18 protein-coding genes are annotated in these 22,607 nt (G+C 42.2%); 9 read left to right on the top strand and 9 right to left on the bottom strand.

Features of this window, described 5'->3' with window-relative positions; genetic code table 11:
- Window positions 1–14 precede the first annotated feature (14 nt).
- Window positions 15–2,189, top strand: coding sequence for a tetratricopeptide repeat-containing hybrid sensor histidine kinase/response regulator (locus QHT84_RS04605; protein WP_283238379.1), 2,175 nt, complete (start codon window positions 15–17; stop codon window positions 2,187–2,189).
- Here the strand turns inward: QHT84_RS04605 and QHT84_RS04600 are convergent.
- Together QHT84_RS04600 and lpxK are read right to left on the bottom strand one after the other, a co-directional pair.
- The gene (locus QHT84_RS04600) at window positions 2,186–2,998 is read right to left on the bottom strand and encodes a purine-nucleoside phosphorylase (RefSeq protein ID WP_283238378.1); all 813 of its coding nucleotides are present in this window, start codon (window positions 2,996–2,998) and stop codon (window positions 2,186–2,188) included. The two genes, QHT84_RS04605 and QHT84_RS04600, sit on opposite strands and share 4 nt — an antisense overlap.
- Entirely contained in the window at window positions 2,970–4,013 is a 1,044-nt protein-coding gene (gene lpxK, locus QHT84_RS04595) for a tetraacyldisaccharide 4'-kinase (RefSeq protein ID WP_283238377.1), read from the bottom strand. Before lpxK ends, QHT84_RS04600 begins: the two co-directional genes overlap by 29 nt.
- 119 nt (window positions 4,014–4,132) lie before the next feature.
- Between lpxK and QHT84_RS04590 the strand changes: the two genes are divergently transcribed.
- The 7 genes from QHT84_RS04590 to QHT84_RS04560 all read left to right on the top strand — a co-directional run bounded on the left by QHT84_RS04590 (window position 4,133) and on the right by QHT84_RS04560 (window position 13,250).
- Window positions 4,133–4,699 carry a hypothetical protein gene (locus tag QHT84_RS04590; RefSeq protein ID WP_283238376.1) on the top strand — a complete coding sequence of 189 codons (567 nt, stop codon included), beginning with the start codon at window positions 4,133–4,135 and terminating at the stop codon, window positions 4,697–4,699.
- An 83-nt stretch (window positions 4,700–4,782) separates the two neighbouring features.
- Entirely contained in the window at window positions 4,783–5,877 is a 1,095-nt protein-coding gene (locus QHT84_RS04585; protein WP_283238375.1) for a Nif3-like dinuclear metal center hexameric protein, read from the top strand.
- 3 nt (window positions 5,878–5,880) lie between these two features.
- A complete protein-coding gene (locus QHT84_RS04580) occupies window positions 5,881–6,660 on the top strand; it encodes a zinc ribbon domain-containing protein (RefSeq protein ID WP_283238374.1) in 780 nt (259 codons plus the stop codon).
- A gap of 33 nt (window positions 6,661–6,693) precedes the next feature.
- The gene (locus QHT84_RS04575; RefSeq protein ID WP_283238373.1) at window positions 6,694–7,536 is read left to right on the top strand and encodes an alpha/beta hydrolase; all 843 of its coding nucleotides are present in this window, start codon (window positions 6,694–6,696) and stop codon (window positions 7,534–7,536) included.
- Window positions 7,537–7,913: 377 nt separating this feature from the next.
- Window positions 7,914–10,532: a cyanophycin synthetase gene (gene cphA, locus QHT84_RS04570; RefSeq protein ID WP_283238372.1), complete on the top strand. Its 2,619-nt coding sequence runs from the start codon at window positions 7,914–7,916 to the stop codon at window positions 10,530–10,532.
- 66 nt (window positions 10,533–10,598) lie between these two features.
- Window positions 10,599–11,060 (top strand): DinB family protein, encoded by a 462-nt coding sequence (locus QHT84_RS04565; protein ID WP_283238371.1) that lies wholly within the window; start codon window positions 10,599–10,601, stop codon window positions 11,058–11,060.
- Between the two features lie 57 nt (window positions 11,061–11,117).
- Complete coding sequence (locus tag QHT84_RS04560) at window positions 11,118–13,250, top strand: S9 family peptidase (RefSeq protein ID WP_283238370.1); 2,133 nt, start codon at window positions 11,118–11,120, stop codon at window positions 13,248–13,250.
- A 198-nt stretch (window positions 13,251–13,448) separates the two neighbouring features.
- On the opposite strand, the gene QHT84_RS04555 is transcribed toward QHT84_RS04560, so the two are convergent.
- From QHT84_RS04555 to QHT84_RS04525, 7 genes are all read right to left on the bottom strand, one after another.
- On the bottom strand, window positions 13,449–14,708 hold the full coding sequence (locus QHT84_RS04555; RefSeq protein ID WP_283238369.1) for an asparagine synthetase B: 1,260 nt from the start codon (window positions 14,706–14,708) through the stop codon (window positions 13,449–13,451).
- Between the two features lie 164 nt (window positions 14,709–14,872).
- Entirely contained in the window at window positions 14,873–16,420 is a 1,548-nt protein-coding gene (gene dnaB, locus QHT84_RS04550) for a replicative DNA helicase (protein WP_283238368.1), read from the bottom strand.
- A gap of 141 nt (window positions 16,421–16,561) precedes the next feature.
- Entirely contained in the window at window positions 16,562–17,515 is a 954-nt protein-coding gene (locus tag QHT84_RS04545; RefSeq protein WP_283238367.1) for an acetyl-CoA carboxylase carboxyltransferase subunit alpha, read from the bottom strand.
- A 108-nt stretch (window positions 17,516–17,623) separates the two neighbouring features.
- Window positions 17,624–18,508, bottom strand: coding sequence for a DMT family transporter (locus QHT84_RS04540; protein WP_283238366.1), 885 nt, complete (start codon window positions 18,506–18,508; stop codon window positions 17,624–17,626).
- On the bottom strand, window positions 18,495–19,580 hold the full coding sequence (locus QHT84_RS04535) for an LptF/LptG family permease (RefSeq protein ID WP_283238365.1): 1,086 nt from the start codon (window positions 19,578–19,580) through the stop codon (window positions 18,495–18,497). The genes QHT84_RS04540 and QHT84_RS04535 overlap by 14 nt, the downstream gene beginning before the upstream one ends.
- 79 nt (window positions 19,581–19,659) lie before the next feature.
- Window positions 19,660–20,790 (bottom strand): tRNA guanosine(34) transglycosylase Tgt, encoded by a 1,131-nt coding sequence (gene tgt / locus QHT84_RS04530; RefSeq protein ID WP_283238364.1) that lies wholly within the window; start codon window positions 20,788–20,790, stop codon window positions 19,660–19,662.
- A 334-nt stretch (window positions 20,791–21,124) separates the two neighbouring features.
- Entirely contained in the window at window positions 21,125–21,532 is a 408-nt protein-coding gene (locus tag QHT84_RS04525; protein ID WP_283238363.1) for a response regulator, read from the bottom strand.
- A gap of 226 nt (window positions 21,533–21,758) precedes the next feature.
- On the opposite strand from QHT84_RS04525, the gene QHT84_RS04520 reads away from it, so the two are divergent.
- On the top strand, window positions 21,759–22,604 hold the full coding sequence (locus QHT84_RS04520; RefSeq protein WP_283238362.1) for a transketolase: 846 nt from the start codon (window positions 21,759–21,761) through the stop codon (window positions 22,602–22,604).
- The last annotated feature ends 3 nt before the right edge of the window (window positions 22,605–22,607 follow it).

The following is a 22,607-nucleotide window of genomic DNA, read 5'->3' as shown; positions in this document are numbered from 1 at the left end:
AACCGTTGCACGTCATGAAATGGTTCTGGCTCATTTTTGCATTTCCGTTTTTTGGCCTAAGCCAAACTCAGAAGACTGCTTCGGTTGACAGTACGACCTATTTTATCGATTTAGCAAATTTCAACAAGAAAACCAATAACTACAAAGCTTCCCTGTATTTTTCCCAGAAAGCCATCAATTACGCCAAAACGCAAGGAGATGTAAAAAAAACTGCCGATGCCACCTTTTCGTTAGGACAAACCTATTTCGAACTCAAAAAATACAACGACGCCTTAAACGTATTTACAACATGTTCCGCACTGCTTAGCTCGATTCCTCCGTCCAATCAGTTGGCTATTTGTTATTACAATATGGGAATTTGTCAGATGAAAAACGACGACTTCTCCAAAGCCGAAATCAGTTTTAACAAAGCCAAAGCAGTGTATGAAGTTTTGAAAATCGATGCCGCGGAACCGCTCAATTTACAAAAGGGAATTTTATACAAAAACAAAGGAAAAACCGATTTGGCGTCGCTTCTTTTTAATGAAATTGTATCCAAGCCCGACGACAAAGACATTTTCAAAACCAAAGCGGAAGCCTTATATCAGTTGGGTTCCATTGAAGAGAGTCTGAACCATAACAACCTGGCCGTTAACTATCTCAACAGGGCATTGGCTTTAAATGCCAAAGACAATAATCCCGAACAAAAAGCAGCTATTTTGCTATCGTTGAGTAAGGCCTACGAAAAATTACGCAATGTTGAAAAAGCACATCAGTATTTAAAAGAACATTTAGTGCTGAAAGAAAGCGTAAACGAGTTGAATAATCAAAAATTAGACGCTAATGATTTTGAAGAGTTTAAAGAGAGTGAACGAATCAAAACCATTGAACAAATGGCTAAAGAAAATCAAGAACAACAAAAAACCAATAAGTTTGTAAAACTCATTAGTATTTTGGGTATCGCGCTCATCTCTATTTTATCGCTTTTGAGTTTGACTCTTTATAAAAACAACATCATCAGAAGCAAAACCAATGAACTGTTAAAAGAAAAAAACACGGAACTGCAGTTGGCCAAAGAAAAAGCCGAAAAAGCATCCAAAGCCAGAGCGGAATTTCTCTCCACGGTTAGTCACGAATTGCGCACACCGCTCAATGCCATCAACGGAATTACGCATTTATTGATTGAAGATAATCCGAAGAAAACCCAAATGCATTACCTGAACTCACTTAAGTTTTCGGGGAATTATTTACTGACCTTCATCAATGAAATATTGGAAATCAACCGCATCGATTCGAGTACTATTGAAATTGAGTACATCGACTTCAATTTGAAACAATTACTCACCGATATTCAAAGTTCTATGAGTGAAATTGCGGCCAAAAACAACAACGAATTTGTGCTGGAAATCGATGAATCGTTGCCTGAGGTATACTTAGGTGATCCGACCAAGTTATCCCAAATTTTTATCAACCTCATCAACAACGCTTTGAAGTTTACACACAAGGGCACCGTTAAAGTCAGCGCCAAAGGGGTTGAAAACGGGGATGACTTTACCCGTATCCATTTTGAAGTAGCCGATACCGGCATTGGTATCCCGGCCGAAAAGCAAGAAACCATCTTTGATAGTTTTTCACAAGGTTCTATCGAAATCAACCGAAAATACGGCGGAACCGGTTTAGGATTGACAATTGTCAAAAAATTGGTCGATTTGTTGGGCGGTGAAATCAGCCTCAACAGTACCGTAGGTATCGGAACTATTTTCTCCATCGAGCTAAACCTGCTCAACAGCAATAACACAACCGTAAAAGAAGACGAGAAAAAGGTAGAATACTGTGAGGAGGTCTTAAAAGGCAAACATGTGTTGGTGGTGGAAGACAATAAAATCAATCAAATGGTCACCAAAAAAATGCTCGAAAACAAAGGCATGACCTGCCAAATAATTGATAACGGCGAAGAAGCCATCGAAATCCTTCGACAAGATAACAACTTCGATTTGGTACTCATGGATGTGCATCTGCCGGGTATCAACGGCACCATAGCAACGCAACACATTCGGGAATTTGACAAACAAAAACCCATTATCGCTTTGACGGCTATTTCACTAAACGAAAACAGGGAAATGCTGCTTTCTTTCGGGATGACTGATGTGATAACCAAACCGTTCGATCCCGATAAATTTTACAGCAGCATTGCGCAAATCCTGAGTTAATACTGCCGGATTAATTCTTTAATCAATAAACGCACTTTAGGTTCCGCGGCTTTGGCGGCTTTGAGGACTTCCTCGTGGGTGATACTTTCCAAGTGTTCTTCGCTACCAATATCGGTAATTACCGAAATTCCAAACGTTTCCAATTCCATGTGACGCGCCACAATAACTTCGGGAACCGTTGACATGCCAACACAATCCGCTCCTACTACTTTCACCATTTTGTATTCGTGTAAGGTTTCAAAAGTAGGCCCTTGTAACCCCAAATACACCCCGTCATGTACTTCAATGCCTTCAGCTTGTGCGATGGCTTTTACTTTGGCAATCATTGCTAAGCTATACGGTTCGCTCATATTCACAAATCGAGGTCCGAATCGACTGTCGTTTTTACCACGTAACGGATGTTCGGGCATCATATTGATATGATCTTTAATAATAGCAATGGAGCCTACTTTATAATTGGGATTCACACCACCGGACGCATTAGAAACAATAAGTTTGGTAACGCCTATATACTTCATTACACGTACCGGAAACGTAACTTCCTGCATGGAATAGCCTTCATAATAATGAAATCTTCCTTGCATGGCTACTACGTTCTTGTCGCCTATGGTGCCGAAAACCAAAGCGCCTTTGTGTCCTTCTACGGTCGACACCGGAAAGTTCGGAATTTCGCTATACGGTAACGTAAAGGTAATTTGTATGTCATCGGTAAAACTCCCTAATCCGGAGCCTAAAATCACGCCGTATTCCGGAGTAAAATTGGTTTTATTCTTAATGTAATTAACGGTTTCCTGTACAAGTTCCCACATAGTCTAAAATAGTTTTATCAAAAAAATCACTGTGCTGCAACAGTTTACTTTTGATGGGTAAATAATATAACGGTGTCGAAAAATCGGCAGCCTGCAAACGTACAAAATCTTTTTCGGTGGTGACAATAATTTTACCGCCGGCTTTGTTTTTTATCGCCAAAATATCGCTCTCGCTGAAATGATGGTGATCGGGGAAAATCATCACTGCATCATGCCCCGATTGCAGATACTCCAAAAAAGGGGAGGGTTTGGCGATACCGGCCAACAATAATTTCGATTGCGATTGAATTGCCGTTACGTCCAAACTATCCGAAGCATTGTATACTTTCTCGTCATAATCAATACAACTAAAGAAAATAACCTTGTCAGCACCATTTTGAGGAGCCGCAAATCGCTGTAACTTTTGCGCGATTTCTTGCTGTGCAATTTCTGAAATGTTCGGCGGACATTTGGTGACAATTATCATATTCGCTCTTTGGGCGCCACTCCTACTTTCCCTGAGGTTTCCGGCAGGTAACATCCAATCGTCACAAAACAAATCATCATAAGCCGTAAGCAGAATGTAAAACCCTGCTTTTACTTTGCGGTGCTGATAGGCATCATCCAACAAAATAACCTCGGGAGCTTCTTTTTGTGCTAACAATTGTTGGATTCCGTGACAGCGATCGACATCAACAGCGACTTGTATCTGCGGAAACTTTTGAAAATATTGAAAGGGTTCATCACCCAAAACCTCAGCATTAACTGTGGCATCAGCCAAAACAAAACCTTTTGATTTTCGTTTGTAACCGCGACTCAACGTAGCCACTTTATAATGCGGCGACAGCAACCGAATGAGGTATTCAATCTGTGGTGTTTTACCCGTTCCGCCTACGCTTAAATTACCCACAACTATCACAGGAACATCGAAAGAACGGGATTTGAGTATTCCTGTATCGTAAAGATAATTTCGGATGGAAGTAACCCAGCCGTACAAAATGGCCAAGGGAAAAAGTAATTTTCGCAAAAAATTCATCTAACAAATATAAAAATATAACCCACGAATACACGAATGTTTTTATATTTTTGAAACAAAAGACCTTATCTTTGGTAAAGTTTCCGGGTATCATTTAATTATGCATTCGTAGCTCCAAAATGAAAACAGTACATTTAATTCTCATCTTGTTTTTAACCCACTCTTTGGCTGTCTTTTCGCAACAAGAAGACAATGCGGCCCTACTGAAAATCATCTTTGCTAAATATTACAAAGAGGAAAAAGTGATTGCCAAAAACCGCCTGCAGCTATTGCGGTTTTATTGCCAAAAGGCACCCAATAACGAAGAAGTCTTGGAAGTGATTGCCAATCACAATCTACTCAAAAAGAACGCCGCCGAAATCAAAAAGCAAATCGGCATCGGAGCTCCTGAGGACTGGTCGACCGAATACAACATAATATTCACCAACCAAAATCAGTATTTGAAAAGTAAGGTAAACGACTGTGTTTCGCTGGAACAATTTCAGGCTGAAACGGCCCAATACGGCGAAAACAACCAACGCATGCTCATCGTTAATAAACCTATTTATTTTGCCCAAAACCAATTTGCCTTGGTAAAAGTGGCCTTTTACCGAACCATCGAACACAACAGCGGTCGCTTTTTACTGCTCGAAAAAGTAAACGACAACTGGGTCATTAAAGAGTATTTAAACGAATGGGCTACGTGAGATCGGATGACAAATATTCAGCTGCTCGGATTTTCAGATAACTGATAACACATAACGTACGAGTTACAACATACAACCAAAACATGAAAATACAAGAAATCCTCTCGATACTAGAAGAAATGGCACCTTTGGCCTACGCCGAAGATTTTGACAACGTAGGCTTACTCGTAGGCGATGCCAATACGGAAGCTACAGGCGTATTGGTTTGCCACGATGCGCTGGAAAGCGTCATCGAGGAAGCCATTGCTAAAAAGTGCAATGTAGTGGTTTGCTTCCATCCTATTCTTTTTTCGGGACTCAAAAAAATTACCGGTAAAAATTATGTGGAACGCGCCGTACTCAAGGCTATCAAAAACGATATTGCCATCTATGCGGTACACACGGCTCTCGACAACCACAAACACGGCGTTAATAAAATCTTCTGTGATGCACTCGGATTGACCCACACCAAAATATTGGTCCCTAAGAAAAATTTCATTCAAAAGTTAGTCACCTATACCATTCCCGAAAACGTGGAGCAATTGCGCAATGCACTGTTCGATGCCGGAGCCGGAAAGATTGGCAACTACGAAGATTGCAGCTTTAACTCCAAAGGCATCGGAACCTACATGGGTAACGAGGACAGCAAACCCGAAATTGGAGAGCGCTTCGAATTTGTAGAGAACGAAGAAATCAAAATTGAAGTTACGTTTGAAAAACACCTGCAAGCCAAAGTATTAAAAGCACTCTTCAACCATCATGTATATGAAGAAGTGGCCTACGAAATCTACGAACTCCAAAACGCACACCAAAACATAGGACTCGGCATGATGGGGGAACTTACCGAACCTATGGAAGAAAAAGCGTTTCTCAAGCATGTAAAAGAAACCATGCAATGCGGTGGCATCCGACACAGTGCTTTATTGGGTAAACGGATAAAAAAAGTAGCGGTCCTTGGCGGCTCGGGAAGTTTTGCCATCAATGATGCCAAAAGAGCCGGAGCCGATGTTTTTCTGACCGCCGATTTAAAGTACCACAATTTTTTTGAAGCCGAAAATCAATTGGTTTTAGCCGACATCGGACACTTCGAAAGTGAAAGATTTACAAAAAATTACATTGTTGATTTTCTTAAGAAAAAAATCCTTAATTTTGCCATCATTTTTTCGGAAGAAAATACAAATCCAGTTAAGTACTTATAAAATATGGCGACGACAAAAGAACTAAGTGTTGAAGACAAATTGAGAGCAATCTATGACTTGCAAATCATAGATACCAGAATTGACGAAATCAGAAACGTGAGAGGAGAATTACCTTTAGAAGTAGAAGATTTAGAAGATGAAGTAACCGGCTTAAGCACTCGTTTAGACAAATTAAAAGTTGATTTGGTAACCATCGAAGAGCAAATCAAAAACAAAAAAAGCGCTATCGAAGAACACCAAGCGGCCATAAAAAAATACTCCGAACAACAAAAAAACGTTCGCAATAACAGAGAGTTCAACTCGTTAACCAAGGAAATCGAATTCCAGGAATTGGAAATCCAATTGGCCGAAAAACAAATCAAAGAACTCAAAGCTTCTATCGAGCATAAAAAAGAGGTGATTGCCAATTCTAAAGAAAAATTAGACCAAAAAACGGCACACTTAAAACACAAAAAAGCGGAATTGAACGATATCATGGCCGAAACCCAAAAAGAAGAAAACTTCTTAATGGAAAAATCTGCTGAGTTTGAAGCACAAATCGAGCCTCGTTTGTTAGCGGCCTACAAAAGAATCCGCTCCAGCGTTCGCAACGGTTTAGCCGTTGTTTCTATCGAGCGTGGTGCTTCGGCAGGGTCATTCTTTACCATTCCGCCGCAAACACAAGTGGAAATTGCAGCCCGCAAAAAAATCATCACCGATGAGCACTCCGGCAGAATCTTAGTAGATGCCGCCTTAGCGCAAGAGGAAAGAGAAAAAATGCAACAATTATTCGCTCACCTATAATCGTTTAAATCCCGACTCGCTCGGGATTTTTTTATGAAAAAAATTCAACTCTTCTTCCTCGCCAAGTCGGTCGGCCTCTACCTCAACACCGTCAGCTATTTTAAGCCTGTGAAAGCGCGCAATATCGCTTACAAAATTTTCAGTTCACCGCGCAAAGGCAAACTTCAAAAAGAAGCCCTGCCCAAATCGCTGCGCAGCGCCCAACAACAAACCCTGCAGTACGATGGCGAAACCTTCCAAGCCTACATCTGGCAGGGTTCCGAAGACAGCATCCTTTTGTTGCACGGCTGGGAAAGCAATGCCGCCCGCTGGAAAAAGCTACTCAATCATCTCAAACCGTTGGGCAAAACCATCATTGCCATCGATGCGCCGGCACACGGACTCAGTTCGGGTAAGGAATTCAATGCGCCGCGGTACGCCGAATTCATCCGTGTACTAACCGAAAAATACCAACCCAAAACCTTAATCGGCCACTCTATCGGAGGAGCCGCCATCACCTTTTACCTCAACAAGTATCCCAATCCGCATATTGAAAAAATTGTGCTGCTCGGTGCCCCGTCCAGTTTCAAAAAAATCAGCGACAACTTTATCAACCTGCTCAGCCTCAACACCAAAATGAAGCGGCTTTTAGAGCAGTACTATCAGGAAAAATTCAACATGCACATCAACGATTTCGCGGGTCATTTGTTTGCTCAAAACTTTCACCACAAAGCCATCATCGCCCACGACAGTCAGGACAACGTCATCATGGTCGAAGAAGGCCGCCACTACGCCAAAGCCTGGAAAAATGCTACGTATATCGAAACTCAAGGTTTGGGTCACAGCATGCACGACGCCGATTTGTACCAAAAAATATGTGCTTTTATTGAAGCGTAAAAGCTCGGGCTTATCAGTAATCCCTATTCCCGCTTTCCGTTGCAATCTTTGCCGAGTTCTCGATACCTTTTGTTTCCCTCAGCTGTCATTTACGCTCAATGCGTCGCTTCGAGTATTCCGATTTATCGGAATGTATCGAGAAGCCAAACAAAATACTCGAACTGACGGCAAAGGATTTCCACTGCAATCGGGGCTAAAGAGCCATCGTCTTTTGTATCTGTAACCTTTAAATCACTGACTATCAATATTCCAAAAGCAAATCATCGAAACTAAAATTACTTTTTTAGGGTTTGTTTAAAAAAAGTGTGGGATAAAAACAATTATTTCCTATTTTTAACAAAATCATTACACAATCACATTACAATTCATTCTACTTTATGAAAATTCTAAAAATACAAGCGTTACGCGGACCGAATTTGTGGAGTGTCCAACGCAAAAAACTCATTCAAATGCGTTTGGACCTCGAAGAAATGGAACAATTCCCTACCAACAAAATCGAAGGCTTCCGCGAACGTATCGAAGCCATGTTTCCCACCATGATTGAGCATCGCTGCTCCGAAGGCGTACGCGGCGGTTTCTTTTCCCGTATCGAACGCGGCACTTGGATGGGACACGTCATCGAACATATTGCCCTCGAAATCCAAACCTTAGCCGGTATGGAAACCGGTTTCGGACGTACCCGGGAAACCAAAACACCGGGAGTCTATAATGTAGTGTTCAGCTATACCGAAGAAAGCGTGGGTATGTTTGCCGCCGAAAGTGCCGTAGCCATTGCCGAAGCCCTGATTGCCGGCAAAGACTACGACGTCGAAGCCGACATCCAAAAAATGCGTGAAATCCGCGAACGCGTGCGTCTCGGTCCTTCCACCGGAAGTATCGTGGATGAAGCCGTAGCGCGCGACATTCCTTGGATTCGTTTAGGCACCAATTCCTTAGTGCAATTGGGATACGGCGTCAACCAAATGCGCTTTCAAGCGACCATTACTTGTAAAACCAGTAACATTGCCGTAGACATCGCTTGTAATAAAGAAGAAACCAAACGCATGCTCGACCTGGCTTCGATTCCGGTAGCCAGTGGCAGCATTTGTGTCGATGAAGAAGATTTGGAAAACACCATCAAAAAGATTGGCTACCCTATTGTCATCAAACCACTCGACGGCAATCACGGCAAAGGCGCTTCGATTAACGTAGTAACTTGGGAAGATGCCGTAGCCGGATTAGAATATGCCAAAAAATACAGCCGTCGTGTCATCGTTGAAAAATTCATCACCGGTTTTGACTTCCGTGTTTTAGTCATCGATAACAAATTAGTAGCCGCCGCCAAGCGCGAACCGGCGCACGTCATCGGAAACGGAAAAGATACGATACAACAACTTATCGACGAAACCAATCGCGATCCGCGTCGCGGTTACGGACACGAAAATGTCCTGACTCAAATTGACGTCGACCGCGACACCTTAGATTTATTGGAAAAACTCAACTATACGGTAGATTCGGTCCCGAAAAACGGAGAGATTGTGTATTTAAAATCGACCGCCAACCTCAGCACCGGAGGAACCTCTATCGATGTCACCGACATGATGCACCCGGAAAACATTTTCTTGTGTGAACGCATCTCGCGTGTTATCGGCTTAGACATTTGCGGTATCGATATTATGGCCGAAAACCTAACACAACCGCTAAAGGAGAACGGCGGTTGTATCTTGGAAGTCAACGCAGCACCGGGCTTCCGCATGCACTTGGCGCCCAGCGAAGGCTTGCCTAGAAACGTAGCGGCTCCGGTAATCGATATGCTGTATCCGCCGGGCAAACCAAGCCGTATTCCCATCATAGCCGTAACCGGAACCAACGGAAAAACCACTACTACCCGATTGTTAGCGCATATCGTAAAAAACAACGGTTATAAAGTTGGGTTTACCACCTCAGACGGGATTTACATCCAAAACCACATGATGGAAAAAGGCGACACTACCGGACCATTATCGGCCGAATACATCCTAAAAGACCCGACGGTGGAATTTGCGGTACTCGAAACGGCTCGTGGCGGAATTCTCCGCGCCGGATTGGGTTTCAGTCGTTGCGACATTGCCATCATTACGAACATTCAGGAAGACCATTTGGGCTTGGCCGACATCCATACGTTGGACGATTTGGCGCGTGTAAAAAGCGTAGTCGTACGTTCGGTGAAAAAAGACGGCTGGGCCATCCTAAATGCCGAAGACGAGCAATGCTTGAAGATTGCTAATGAGTTGAGCTGCAACATCGCTTACTTCAGTTTGGACGAAAATAACCCAACCGTTCAAAAATTTGCCAAAGAAGGTAAAATCGTAGCCGTTTATGAAAACGGATACATCACCATCAAAAAAGGCGAATGGAAAATCAGAGTGGAGCGCGCCACTCACGTGCCGCTGACCTTAGGCGGCAAAGCCAAATTTATGATTGCCAATGCCTTGGCCGCCACTTTAGCCAGTTACCTATGGGGATTCAAAACGGAAGACATCAGTTTGTCGTTACAAACCTTTATCCCGAGTGCAGCGCAAACACCGGGTCGTATGAATATTTTTGAATTCAAGAAATTCAAAGTCATGATTGACTTTGCTCACAATCCGGCCGGGTATCGCGGTGTCGAAGAATATTTGTCATCGGTAGAAGCCACCAAAAAAATAGGCATCATCGCCGGGGTTGGTGACCGTCGTGATGAAGACATCAAAGAGTGTGCAACTATTGCGGCACGCATGTTTGATCACATCATCATCCGTCAGGAAAAACATTTGCGCGGACGCACCGAGGAAGAAATCATCGGACTCATTATGGATGGCATCAATGCTTCGGGCCGAAATGTGACCCATGAAATCATCACCAAAGAAGTAGAAGCCATCAAACACGCCATCAACAGCGCGCAAGAAGGCACTTTTATTACGGCCTTGAGCGATGTGGTGACCAATGCCATTGAAATTGTACAGGAGTATCTGGACAAAGAAAACGAAGAATCATAATACCATGTACCGAAATCAAAATCCCAAATTCCGAGAGGTTTTTGGGATTTTTTATACCCTAACTTGATGCCAACACTAACCTCATTATTACAACAGATTGAAGACTATCTTCAATACCATAAAAAAGCCAATCTTACCGTTTCGCAATCCACCGTGGGTTGGCAATTGGATCATAGCTTATTGGTCATTATCGGGATTGTTAACCAATTGGAGCAGTCGAACCCCGAAAATTACCAATGGCGTCCCAATTGGAAACGAACCTATATCCAACTTCGCAATTCCATTCCCAGAGGAAGAGCCAAAGCGCCGAAGTTAGTCAGACCAATAGAGACGGCATCACTTGATGATTTACAAAGCAAATTGGCTACAGCAAAAGAAAAAACAGCACTTCTGCAAAGCCTGCCGGCGAACAGCTACTTCACCCATCCGTATTTTGGAGACTTAAACCTGAAATCGGCCATTTGGTTTCTGAAACTACATACCAATCATCATCTTAAAATCGTTAACGACATCTTAAACAAAGGCTAATTTTCGATATAAATTGTCCTTTTTTTATACATTTACACACAACAAAAACTGTACTTCATGAACCAAAAGATTATCCTTTTCCTCAGCTTCTTGCTGACATTATCCCTTCAAGCTCAAAAGAAAAAAATAACATTAGAAGAAGCCGTACTACAACAAGGTCGTGCCTTTAGAGCCGATGGTTTAACCGGTTTTCAATGGATTCCCAACACCAACAAATACGTGTTTTACACCGATGCCTGGACCAAAATGAAATCGGCTTCCAGTAGTAACGATGCGGCAACCGAATTAATCACTTTAACGGACATCAACACTGCTTTGGGCACCAAACTCAAAAACTTCTTTGGTTTACAATGGCTCGATGCCACTTCGTTTATGGTTTCAGAAAACGGTACCTATTACAGTTACAACGTTACCACTCAGAGTGGAAAAAAAATCTTGAAGTCGCCCGAAAACGCTGAGAATACCACTTTCGACGGTAACAAACAAAATCTGGCGTTTACTGAAGGAAACAACTTGTACTTCATCAATGGTAAAGGAGAAAAAATTGCTGTAACCAATGAAACCAATAAGGGAATCGTTTCCGGACAATCCATTGCCAGAAATGAATTCGGTATCAGCGGCGGGATTTTTTGGTCGCCAAAATCCAATTATTTGGCTTTCTATCAAAAAGACGAAACGGAAGTAGCCGACTATCCTTTGTTAGACATTACCCAAACACCGGGTCAATTGGTCAACATCAAATACCCGATGATTGGACAAAAAAGCGAAAAACCACGCGTAGGTATTTACAATGTAGCTACCGGAAAAACGGTTTTCATTACGCCTCGTGGCAACCCAGACGACTATTTAACCAACTTGTCTTGGACACCCGATGAAAAATACGTGTTAGTTGCCGAACTCAACCGCGGGCAAAACGACATGAACTTGAATTTGTACGAAGCCAACACCGGGGTGTTTGTGAGAACGATTTTAAACGAGAAAAATCAGCGTTGGGTAGAACCCGAACACGAAGCTTTTTTCCCGAATGCCAAATCGAATAACTTTGTTTGGTTTAGCGAAAAAAGCGGCTTCCAAAACTTATACTATTACACTTTGGAAGGCAAACTCATCAAGCAACTAACCAACAACGCCTTCGTTACACGCGATATCATTGGCACCAACACTGCCGGAACCGAGATTTATTTCAAAGCTACCGGTCCGAACCCGACCAACATGTTGGTGTACAAAGTCGATTTAAAAGGCAAACAAACCCTAATTACCAAAGACCCGGGCGTACACAATGTGATTCCGAGTGCCGACGGAAACTGGTTCTTTGACGAATTTTCCAACCACGACACGCCATCCAAATCGGTGTTGTACGACAAAAACCTAAAAGCCAAAACCCTTTTGGTGAGTCCGAATAAATACGACGGTTACGAAATCGGAACAGCCGACATCAAAACCATCAAAGCGGCCGACGGTACTACCGATTTGTATACGCGCTTGATTAAGCCAAGCAACTTCGACCCAACCAAAAAATATCCCGTTTTGGTTTATGTTTACGGCGGACCGCATGCGCAAATGATTACCAATTCTTACTTGGATGGTGCTAATTTGTGGATGTACTGGATGGCGGAACAAGGCTACTTGGTGTTCACCGTAGACAATCGCGGTTCCGACAATCGCGGTTTTGCCTTCGAAAGCATCATTCACGGCAACTTAGCCGCCAACGAAATGGACGACCAACTTAAAGGTGTGGAATACTTAAAATCGTTGCCGTATGTTGATGGCAATCGTTTGGCGGTACACGGCTGGAGCTATGGCGGTTTTATGACGACTTCCTTAATGCTACGCAAACCCGATACGTTCAAAGTGGGTGTAGCCGGTGGACCGGTAATCGATTGGCGTTGGTACGAAGTCATGTATGGCGAGCGCTATATGGATACTCCGGCCGAAAACCCGAAAGGATTTGAAGAAACCACCGTGTACAATTACGTTAAAAACTTAAAAGGAAAATTGCTTTTAATTCATGGTACCAGCGACGATGTTGTGGTAGAACAACACAATTTATCCTTGGTTAAAAAGTTTGTCGAAGCCGGTAAACAAGTCGACTATTTCCCGTACCCGATGCACAAACACAACGTGACCGGTAAAGACCGCGTGCATTTGATTCAAAAAGTACTCAACTACGTGATCGATAATAATAAGTAGAAGCCCTGCCGGCAGGTAATCCCGCTTTCCGCTGTATCTTTTTCGTCAGTTCGAGTGCGGTGACAACTGTGTATCGAGAACACGAAAAAGGATGCCGCTTCAAATGCAAAACATTCCCTGAACACCGGATCACAAATGTTAAATCAGTGAAGTAATCGGGGCTAAAAAAAATCCCAAACAATATCGTTTGGGATTTTTTTATGTTTTCTGTGGTTTTTTACGTGCCGCCGGAAACAGTACATTGTTCAAAATCAAGCGAAAACCGGGAGAAGTAGGATGCAAATCCAAAACTGTTGGCTCATCGCCTACGCGGTGTTGGTAATCTTCGGGGTCGTGACCGCCGTAAAACGTAAAGAAGCCTTTGCCTTTTTGCCCGTGAATATAACGCGCTTCGTCATTAAGCTCGTTTTTGCCCAAAACCAATACGCTCGACTTGATCAAATTACTGTCGAACGCCGTGGTTTGTCCCATAAATCCTTTTACCAATTGGGTATGATTCTGACATAACATACTCGGAATGACATCCCATTTGGCGGAGAATTCCATCAAGGTAAAATAATCTTTTTCAAACGGAATGCGTCGCTTCTCGGTCATATCAATATCCGAAAACTCATAGTGTTCCGGTTTTCTGTCCAATATAAAATCTTTAAAAGCAAACGTTCTGCTGTAATCAATACGCGATTGGTAATTCGGGTCGCTGTCATCACCATCAAACATCGGTTCACAAATATCCACGCCTTCCGCCGAAAGCGCTATATCAAAACTGTCCGTTGCCGAACACATGGCAAACATAAAACCACCACCAATTACAAAGTCACGTATTTTTTTGGCGACCGCCAGTTTTTCTTGCGACACTTTACCAAATCCCAATCTGACAGCTAACGCCTCCGCCTCTTTCTTTTGCTCAATATACCAAGGGGCATTTCGGTAGGCACCGTAAAATTTACCATACTGACCCGTAAAATCCTCGTGATGCAAATGCAACCAATCGTATAAAATTAACTGATCACTCAGCACTTCCTCGTCGTAAACCACTTTGAACGGAATTTCGGCATAGGTTAACACCATGGTTACCGCATCGTCCCATGGTTGCTTGCCCGGCGGCGAATACACGGCTATCTTGGGTGCTTTTTCCAACACTACGGTTTCCATGTTCTGAGACGGACTCGAAATAGCATCCAAAATCGATTGCATTTCGGCATCCGACAAGACTTCAAAACTCACGCCTCGAATTTGACATTCTTTTCGAATTTCAGTTGCATCGGGCAATAAAAAAGAACCGCCGCGGTAGTTGAGCAACCAACTCGCTTTGTATTGTTTGTCTAATGCCCAATAGGTAATGCCGTAAGCCTTGAGGTGATTCTTTTGCGAAACATCATCCATCGGCAACAATAAAAAGTTGGCCTTCGCAGTAAAGGAAAGTAACAATAGAAAAAAATAAACGGTCTTTCTCAACATGGCAATCGCATTTTATTCAAAGATAGTAGATTTACTGTGACGATTTGATATTAAAATGTCCGATGGACATTCGGTTTTACTCGGCATTTCTTTTTTGTAAAATTAGTCGTTTTTATGTGAAGAAAAGCCTAAAAAAAAATCCCGACAGCATCGGGATTGGTATTTTAAAACGGCACATCGCTGTCATCATCCTCTCGGTTGATATTGCTGCCGAACGCTTCGTTAGGCGATGGCAGGTTTTTGGTGAAAAACGGATTGTCATCGCTGTTCATACGCGACGGTAAGTCGTCGAAACCACCACCATACTCTTCGAGATTGTCAAATTTACCCAAGCTACCAATGAATTTCAGACGGATATTTTCGAGGGAGCCGTTACGGTGCTTGGCGATAATAAATTCGGCCTGACCGGCGGTTGGCGATTGCTCTTCGTCATCCCATTCGTCGATTTTGTAATACTCCGGGCGGTAAATAAACGATACAATATCGGCATCTTGTTCAATAGCGCCCGATTCACGCAAGTCGGACAACAGCGGACGTTTGCTCGAACCACGGGTTTCCACGGCACGTGATAACTGCGACAAGGCAATCACGGGCACTTCCAATTCTTTGGCCAACGCTTTTAAATTTCGGGAAATGGTCGAGATTTCCTGCTCGCGGTTTCCGCCCCCTTTTCCGTTACTGCCACCGGCCGTCATTAATTGCAAATAATCGACAATGATTAATTTGATGCCGTGTTGTGACGACAAACGACGGGCTTTCGCTCTCAAATCGAAAATAGAAAGCGAAGGCGTATCATCGATGTATAGAGGTGCTTTTTCTAAGTCTTTTACTTTGGTGGAGAGTTGTTCCCACTCGTGTTTTTCAAGTTTTCCGGTACGCAATTTTTCGGAAGACAAGCCGGTTTCGGAGGAAATCAAACGGGTAATCAACTGTACAGACGACATCTCTAAAGAAAACACGGCAACGGGTTGGTTAAAATCGATAGCCATGTTACGCGCCATCGACAACACGAAAGCGGTTTTACCCATACCGGGACGCGCTGCAATGATAATCAAGTCGGACGGTTGCCAACCCGAGGTTACCTTATCCAGCTTTTCAAAACCGGTTGGTATACCGCTCAACCCCTCTTTGTTGGCAATTTCTTCGATACGCTTTTTGGCCTGAATTACTAAGCTTTGCGCGGTTTCCGAACTGCGCTTGATATTGCCTTGGGTCACTTCATAGAGTTTCGATTCGGCTTTGTCTAGCAAATCAAACACATCGGTGGTTTCATCATACGATTCCTCAATAATCTCGGAAGAAATTTTAATCAAACTCCGCTGAATGTATTTCTGCAAAATGATGCGTGAGTGGAATTCAATATGCGCCGATGACGATATTTTTTGCGTGAGTTGAATGAGGTAAAAATCACCGCCCGCCAACTCGAGTTTCCCGTTCTTTTTGAGCTGGGAAGACACTGTTAATAAGTCAATCGGCTGCGAATCTGTGAATAACTGAAAAATGGCTTCAAAAATATGCTTGTGTGCGTCTTTGTAAAAGGCATCCGGTTGCAGGATATCGATAACTTCATCGACTCCTTTTTTATCAATCATCATAGCACCCAATACCGCTTCCTCCAAATCGATGGCTTGCGGCGGGAGTTTGCCTTTCTCTAAGTTTATGATGGTAGTTTTATCTACTTTAATAGGATTAATATTTCTGATGTTTTCCATAAAACGAAAGTAACCATTTTGACCGCATTATTGTGATTGAGTTATTCAAAAACAATGTTTATAAATTTCCTTTTTTTGTTGATAACCCAAAAAAAATCCGAAACGGCAAGGCTTCGGATTTACGTTAAGTTTTGTAAGATTTTATTCCTTGAACTCGCCCATCTTGCTGTATTTATCCATCCTTTGCGCAACTAATTCTTCTGTTGATAAATCTTTCACTTCGTTAAACGCTTTCATGATATATTGCTCAACCGTTTTGAAAGTGGTTTCTTTATCGTAATGCGCGCCGCCCAGTGGCTCCGGAATCACATCGTCTACCAATTTCATTTTTTTCATATCGGCAGAGGTCAGTTTTAAGGCTTCGGCTGCTTGCTCTTTGTATTCCCAACTTTTCCATAAGATAGAAGAACACGATTCGGGTGAAATTACCGAATACCAGGTGTTTTCCATCATAAGTACTCTGTCGCCTACTCCGATTCCCAAAGCACCACCGGAAGCACCTTCTCCGATAATGACACAAATAATCGGTACTTTTAAACGCACCATTTCCAATATATTTCGGGCGATGGCTTCTCCTTGACCACGCTCTTCGGCTTCCAAGCCGGGATACGCTCCCGGAGTATCGATTAGAGTAATTACCGGAATATTAAACTTTTCGGCCATTTTCATCAAGCGAAGCGCTTTGCGGTACCCTTCGGGGCTCGCCATACCAAAGTTACGCAACTGACGCATTTTGGTATTGATTCCTTTTTGTTGGCCAATGAGCATAAACGATTGACCGTCTATTTTACCCAATCCGCCCACCATGGCTTTATCGTCTTTGAAATTGCGATCGCCGAACATTTCTAAAAACGTTCCTTTGGTTAAATTCGCAATATGCTCTAAAGTATACGGTCTGTTCGGATGACGAGACAATTGTACACGCTGCCAAGCCGTAAGGTTTTTATAGATTTTTCTTTTGGTTTCTTCTAATTTTTTTTCAATCTGTTTGCAGGTATTGGTCACATCTACATTGGATTCCTGACCGATGAGCTGGCATTTATCGAGTTGATCTTCCAACTCTTTGATAGGAAGCTCAAAATCTAAATATTCCATAGGATAAGTCGTTTTGTTTAATCGAATAGCAAATATAAAATTTTAAATTGTGATAAAAAGCAAATCCGAGTCATTTGTTTTAAACAAAAAACCATGCGTGTGAAAAAGTCAGGTTAACGATTTCTTTCTGCTTTTAAGTATGGCATTTAAAACCACTGTAATGACAATAATCAGGGCGCCAAGGTAGAATTGAAAACTCATTTTCTCCTTATCTTCAAATAGTAGAACGGCTAAGATAATCCCGTAAATAGGTTCTAAGTTGATGGTGAGCATAACCGTGTACGGACTTAAAAATTTCATTAATGAAGTTGAGGCAATAAAGGCATATGCCGTGCAAACGGAACTGAGCACCAAAAGATAGGTTAAATCGGAAGCCGTGAGCTTAAAAAAAGTTGTTGAAAAGCTTTGTGTACCTAACAAAAACAGCGTAAAAAACAAAACACCGCCGCATAATTCGTAAAAGGAGATTACAGTGGCGTCGCATGATTTTACCAGTTTGCTATTGATAACCGTGAACAATGCCGATAAAAAAGCGGAAGTCAATGCAGTAACAATACCCCAGAAATATTGAATTTCAACATAAAAAATAATATACAACCCTATGACTACCAGTAATCCGAATACTACTTCATAAAAAACAATTTTCTTTCCGTACAGAATCGGCTCGAGCAATGAAGCAAATAAGGCTCCTGTTGACAAGCACGCCAGCGTAATAGATACGTTGGAAATTTTAATGGCGTGAAAAAAGGTAAACCAGTGCAGGGCAATGATAAGTCCGGCCAACAAAAATTGCAACATCATTTTTAAGGTAATGCGGAGTGGTAACTTCTTAAAGTAAATGTATACCGCAATAAAACCTATAGCAAACAGCATTCGGAACCACACCAAAGGCAAGGCTTCCAAAGAAATTAACGCACCTAATATGGCCGTAAATCCCCAAATAAACACAATCAAATGAAGGTGTAGGTAATGTTTCAAACTATCGCTTGGCATTGCGCAAAAGGTAAATAGCTAATGTTCCGAAAACAATATTAGGTGTCCAAACCGCGAGCAAGGGCGGTGCTGTAGACTTTTCGGCCAAAACACCAAATACTTTATCTAAGAAGACAAAGGCAAAAGCCAATACGATACCAATAGCTAAGTTGACTCCCATACCGCCACGGCGTTTCATGGAGGAAACGGCCACTGCAATAATCGTTAAAATAAAAGCCGATACCGGAATACTGTATTTTTTGTACAAAACCACCAAATACGTATTAATATTGGAAGAGCCTCGTGCTTTTTCTTTATCGATAAATTTATGCAAGTCGTTAAGTGGCAATGTCTCCGCAATATAAACCACTGGTGTTAAATCGTCGAGGTCAAAATGGAAAACAGTATCTTTCTTTTCGGCTTTTTCCAGGATGTCGCCATACGCTCCTACTTTGCGCTTGCTGTAATTGAACAACGTATAATTTTTTTTACTTTCATTCCATTTGATGCGACTGGCCGTCACTTTGTATTTCAGTTTATCTCCTTCAAATTTTTCCATCGAAAAATTGAATGCCATTTTACTGACTTCATTGAAATTACTCACAAAAAGGTACTCATCTTTGCTGATTTGGCGAAACACATCGGAGTTGTCCCGCATTTCATTTTGACCGTTTCCAATCAGATACATATACCTGAAATTTTTAAATCCGGCACTGGCGCTGGGCACCAGAAAAATACTCATCACCAAGGCAAACAAAGACACTATGGTAGCCCCGATGATGTAAGGTCGTAAAAAGCGCGTAAAAGAAATTCCGGAACTTAAAATGGCAATGATTTCGGTATTGTTGGCCAATTTAGAGGTAAACCAAATTACGGAAAGAAACAAAAATATAGGGAACAATAAATTGGCAAAATAAATGGTGAAATCGAGATAATACACCGCAATTTTCCCAAACGGAACCTTGTTCTCAATCATGCGGTTGACTTTTTCCGAAACATCAATCACAATTCCGATAGGAATAAACATCAGCAACATCACCGAGAATGTGGCTAAGTAACGTTTGAGAATGTATTTGTCAATTATTCTTAACATAAATGTTGGTTTCGGGTTTCGGGTTCAAGGTTTCAGAGTTAAAATTAAACTCGGAACTTTCAACTCGGAACGCGTTACTTTATAATCGTTGGCTCATTTGTTTGACCATGATGTCTTTCCAAGCTCTGAAATCTCCCGCTAAGATATGCTTTCTGGCTTCACGAACCAACCACATATAAAAACCTAAATTGTGAATGGTCGCAATCTGTTTTCCTAAATATTCATTGGCGGCAAATAAGTGGCGCAAATAGGCTTTGGTATATTCGGTATCTACAAAAGTATGTCCCATTTCATCAATAGGCGAAAAATCGTCTTCCCACTTTTTATTTTTGATATTGATAATCCCGTTGGCGGTAAACAACATACCGTTTCGGGCGTTTCGGGTCGGCATCACACAATCGAACATGTCGATACCCAAAGCGATGTTTTCCAGAATATTGATAGGTGTTCCGACACCCATTAAATAGCGTGGTTTGTCTTGGGGTAAAATAGCCGTAACGACTTCGGTCATGGCGTACATTTCCTCGGCGGGTTCTCCAACCGACAAACCACCGATGGCGTTGCCTTGTGCGCCGGCATTGGCGATGTATTCGGCCGATTGTTGACGTAAATCTTTATAGGTACTCCCTTGAACGATAGGAAAAAGGGTTTGTTCATACCCGTATTTGGTTGGCACTTTTTCGAGGTGTTGTATGCAGCGATCCAACCAACGATGAGTCATATGCATCGAACGTTGGGCATAGCGATAATCGCACGGATACGGTGTACATTCGTCGAAAGCCATGATGATATCGGCACCGATAGTACGTTGAATTTCCATCACATTTTCGGGTGTGAAAAAATGGTACGAACCGTCAATATGCGATTTAAACTTTACGCCTTCCTCTTTGATTTTTCGGTTGGCCGAAAGCGAATACACTTGGTAACCGCCGCTATCGGTGAGGATATTTCTATCCCAATTCATAAACTTATGCAAGCCACCGGCTTTTTCGAGAATCTCGGTTTGCGGGCGAAGGTATAAGTGATAGGTATTCCCTAAAATAATATCGGGGTTGATTTCTTCTTTAAGTTCGCGTTGGTGTACTCCTTTGACCGAAGCAACCGTTCCAACAGGCATAAATATGGGGGTTTCAATTACGCCGTGATCAGTAGTGATACTTCCGGCGCGTGCCCTTGAATTGGGATCTTTGGCTAATAAATCAAATTTCATTGTAATCGCTTAATCAGTCGGCAAAGATAATAGAATTGTGAATTAGGAATTTAGGAATTAGGAATTAAATAACAACGACGGCGCAAAAAATTGATATCGATTGGGTTTAAAAGCGTGAAGGATGGCAACGGCATCCTTTTTTACTGGTTCCCGATACATCCTTATTATAAGAACACTCGAACTAACGGTAAAAAAGATATAGTGAACAGCCTGACCCTTGCCGGCTTTATGAGCAGGCAAGGGACACGCCCTTATTAAGTGTCAAAATAAGGAAAAGCCCGTCGTTGAAGGGCTTTTCATGAATTAGTACTAAAGGTTGATTATGGATGGTCGCTTATTTGGCTGTTGCCTTTCGAGTTGCTAAATGGTCGTTGAGCAACTCTTTCAAAGATTCACGATAATCGTGTACATGGTGCTTTTTGAGGAAGTAATTGACACCCAACTCAGAAAAATGGCGCACTAATTTTTTAGGGTACGCTCCCGATACCATCACCACCGGAATGTCTTTTAGGGTATCTGTTTTTTTGATGATTTCGAGGATTTCCTGCCCGTTGAGAATCGGCATATGAATGTCGAGAAAAATCACATCAGGTTTAACGGCTTCCGTTTCCAAAACCAAAAGCATGATTCGACCATCGGCAAAAACACGAACGGTATGCCCTAAGTCACCGGCTACTTCCTGAAAAAAATCTAAGTCTTCGAAATCGTCATCGAGATAAAATAACGTAAGCGCTTTTTTCATAGTCCATTCTTTTTTGGTAAAGCTACTATAAGAAACGGCATTGGCTGTTACAAAATAATCTGTTTTTCTTACACAATTTCTATCTTGAACAATAAAAAAGCCACGCAACGGGTTGCGCATTACACACTATTAATGGCGGTGTTTTTTTGATAACTAATTCGGAAAACTTTTGTGGCTTGCAAAAATTAGAATTACTTTTGACGCAATTAATTTATACTGTTCAATAATGTCTAACACACAACATTTACAAGATTTTACAACACAAGTACGAAGAGATATTCTTCGCATGGTTCATGCTGTAAATTCGGGACATCCGGGTGGTTCACTGGGTTGCGCTGAGTTTTTTACGGTATTGTACCAACACCAAATGAAACGAAATCCGAGCTTTACCATGGATGGTATCGGGGAAGATTTATTTTTCTTATCTAACGGTCACATCTCACCGGTTTTTTACAGTGTTTTAGCCCGTAGCGGTTATTTCCCGGTGTCGGAATTGGCTACTTTCCGAAAATTGAATTCCCGTTTGCAAGGCCATCCAACGACTCATGAAGGACTGCCGGGCGTACGCATGGCTTCAGGCTCATTAGGTCAGGGGTTATCGGTAGCGATTGGCGCTGCTTTAGCCAAGAAACTCAACGGCGATGCCCATTTGGTGTATTCGTTACACGGTGACGGAGAGTTACAGGAAGGTCAAAATTGGGAAGCTATCATGTATGCTTCTGCCAAAAAAGTTGACAACATTATTGCCACCATAGATTACAACGGACAGCAAATTGACGGGGCTACCGAGGACGTATTATCGTTAGGAAATTTAAAAGCCAAATTTGAAGCCTTTGATTGGGATGTATTGGAAATAACAGAAGGAAACAACATAGAAGCCATTATAGCCGGAATGGCTGAAGCGAAAAACAGAACCGGCAAAGGAAAACCGGTGTGTGTTTTATTGCATACGGTAATGGGGCATGGTGTCGACTTCATGATGCACACACATGCTTGGCACGGAAAAGCGCCAAATGATGACCAATTGGCTATCGGGTTGGCACAAAATACTGAAACTTTGGGAGACTACTAGAAT

Origin of the sequence: Flavobacterium sedimenticola (assembly GCF_030053345.1) — a bacterium.
Taxonomy (GTDB): domain Bacteria; phylum Bacteroidota; class Bacteroidia; order Flavobacteriales; family Flavobacteriaceae; genus Flavobacterium; species Flavobacterium sedimenticola.
Note: the sequence above shows the minus strand (reverse complement) of the source record. Positions and strands in the feature narration are given on the sequence as shown.

Excerpts from the sequence above, each read along its gene's own strand:
- QHT84_RS04575 (WP_283238373.1), top strand. The coding sequence starts at position 6,694 with ATGAAAAAAATTCAACTCTTCTTCCTCGCCAAGTCGGTCGGCCTCTAC.
- QHT84_RS04605 (WP_283238379.1), top strand. The coding sequence starts at position 15 with ATGAAATGGTTCTGGCTCATTTTTGCATTTCCGTTTTTTGGCCTAAGC.
- QHT84_RS04535 (WP_283238365.1), bottom strand. The coding sequence starts at position 19,580 with ATGTTAAGAATAATTGACAAATACATTCTCAAACGTTACTTAGCCACA.
- QHT84_RS04555 (WP_283238369.1), bottom strand. The coding sequence starts at position 14,708 with ATGTTGAGAAAGACCGTTTATTTTTTTCTATTGTTACTTTCCTTTACT.
- QHT84_RS04560 (WP_283238370.1), top strand. The coding sequence starts at position 11,118 with ATGAACCAAAAGATTATCCTTTTCCTCAGCTTCTTGCTGACATTATCC.
- lpxK (WP_283238377.1), bottom strand. The coding sequence starts at position 4,013 with ATGAATTTTTTGCGAAAATTACTTTTTCCCTTGGCCATTTTGTACGGC.
- tgt (WP_283238364.1), bottom strand. The coding sequence starts at position 20,790 with ATGAAATTTGATTTATTAGCCAAAGATCCCAATTCAAGGGCACGCGCC.
- QHT84_RS04525 (WP_283238363.1), bottom strand. The coding sequence starts at position 21,532 with ATGAAAAAAGCGCTTACGTTATTTTATCTCGATGACGATTTCGAAGAC.
- cphA (WP_283238372.1), top strand. The coding sequence starts at position 7,914 with ATGAAAATTCTAAAAATACAAGCGTTACGCGGACCGAATTTGTGGAGT.
- QHT84_RS04600 (WP_283238378.1), bottom strand. The coding sequence starts at position 2,998 with ATGTGGGAACTTGTACAGGAAACCGTTAATTACATTAAGAATAAAACC.
- QHT84_RS04580 (WP_283238374.1), top strand. The coding sequence starts at position 5,881 with ATGGCGACGACAAAAGAACTAAGTGTTGAAGACAAATTGAGAGCAATC.
- dnaB (WP_283238368.1), bottom strand. The coding sequence starts at position 16,420 with ATGGAAAACATCAGAAATATTAATCCTATTAAAGTAGATAAAACTACC.
- QHT84_RS04545 (WP_283238367.1), bottom strand. The coding sequence starts at position 17,515 with ATGGAATATTTAGATTTTGAGCTTCCTATCAAAGAGTTGGAAGATCAA.
- QHT84_RS04540 (WP_283238366.1), bottom strand. The coding sequence starts at position 18,508 with ATGCCAAGCGATAGTTTGAAACATTACCTACACCTTCATTTGATTGTG.
- QHT84_RS04585 (WP_283238375.1), top strand. The coding sequence starts at position 4,783 with ATGAAAATACAAGAAATCCTCTCGATACTAGAAGAAATGGCACCTTTG.
- QHT84_RS04565 (WP_283238371.1), top strand. The coding sequence starts at position 10,599 with ATGCCAACACTAACCTCATTATTACAACAGATTGAAGACTATCTTCAA.
- QHT84_RS04520 (WP_283238362.1), top strand. The coding sequence starts at position 21,759 with ATGTCTAACACACAACATTTACAAGATTTTACAACACAAGTACGAAGA.
- QHT84_RS04590 (WP_283238376.1), top strand. The coding sequence starts at position 4,133 with ATGAAAACAGTACATTTAATTCTCATCTTGTTTTTAACCCACTCTTTG.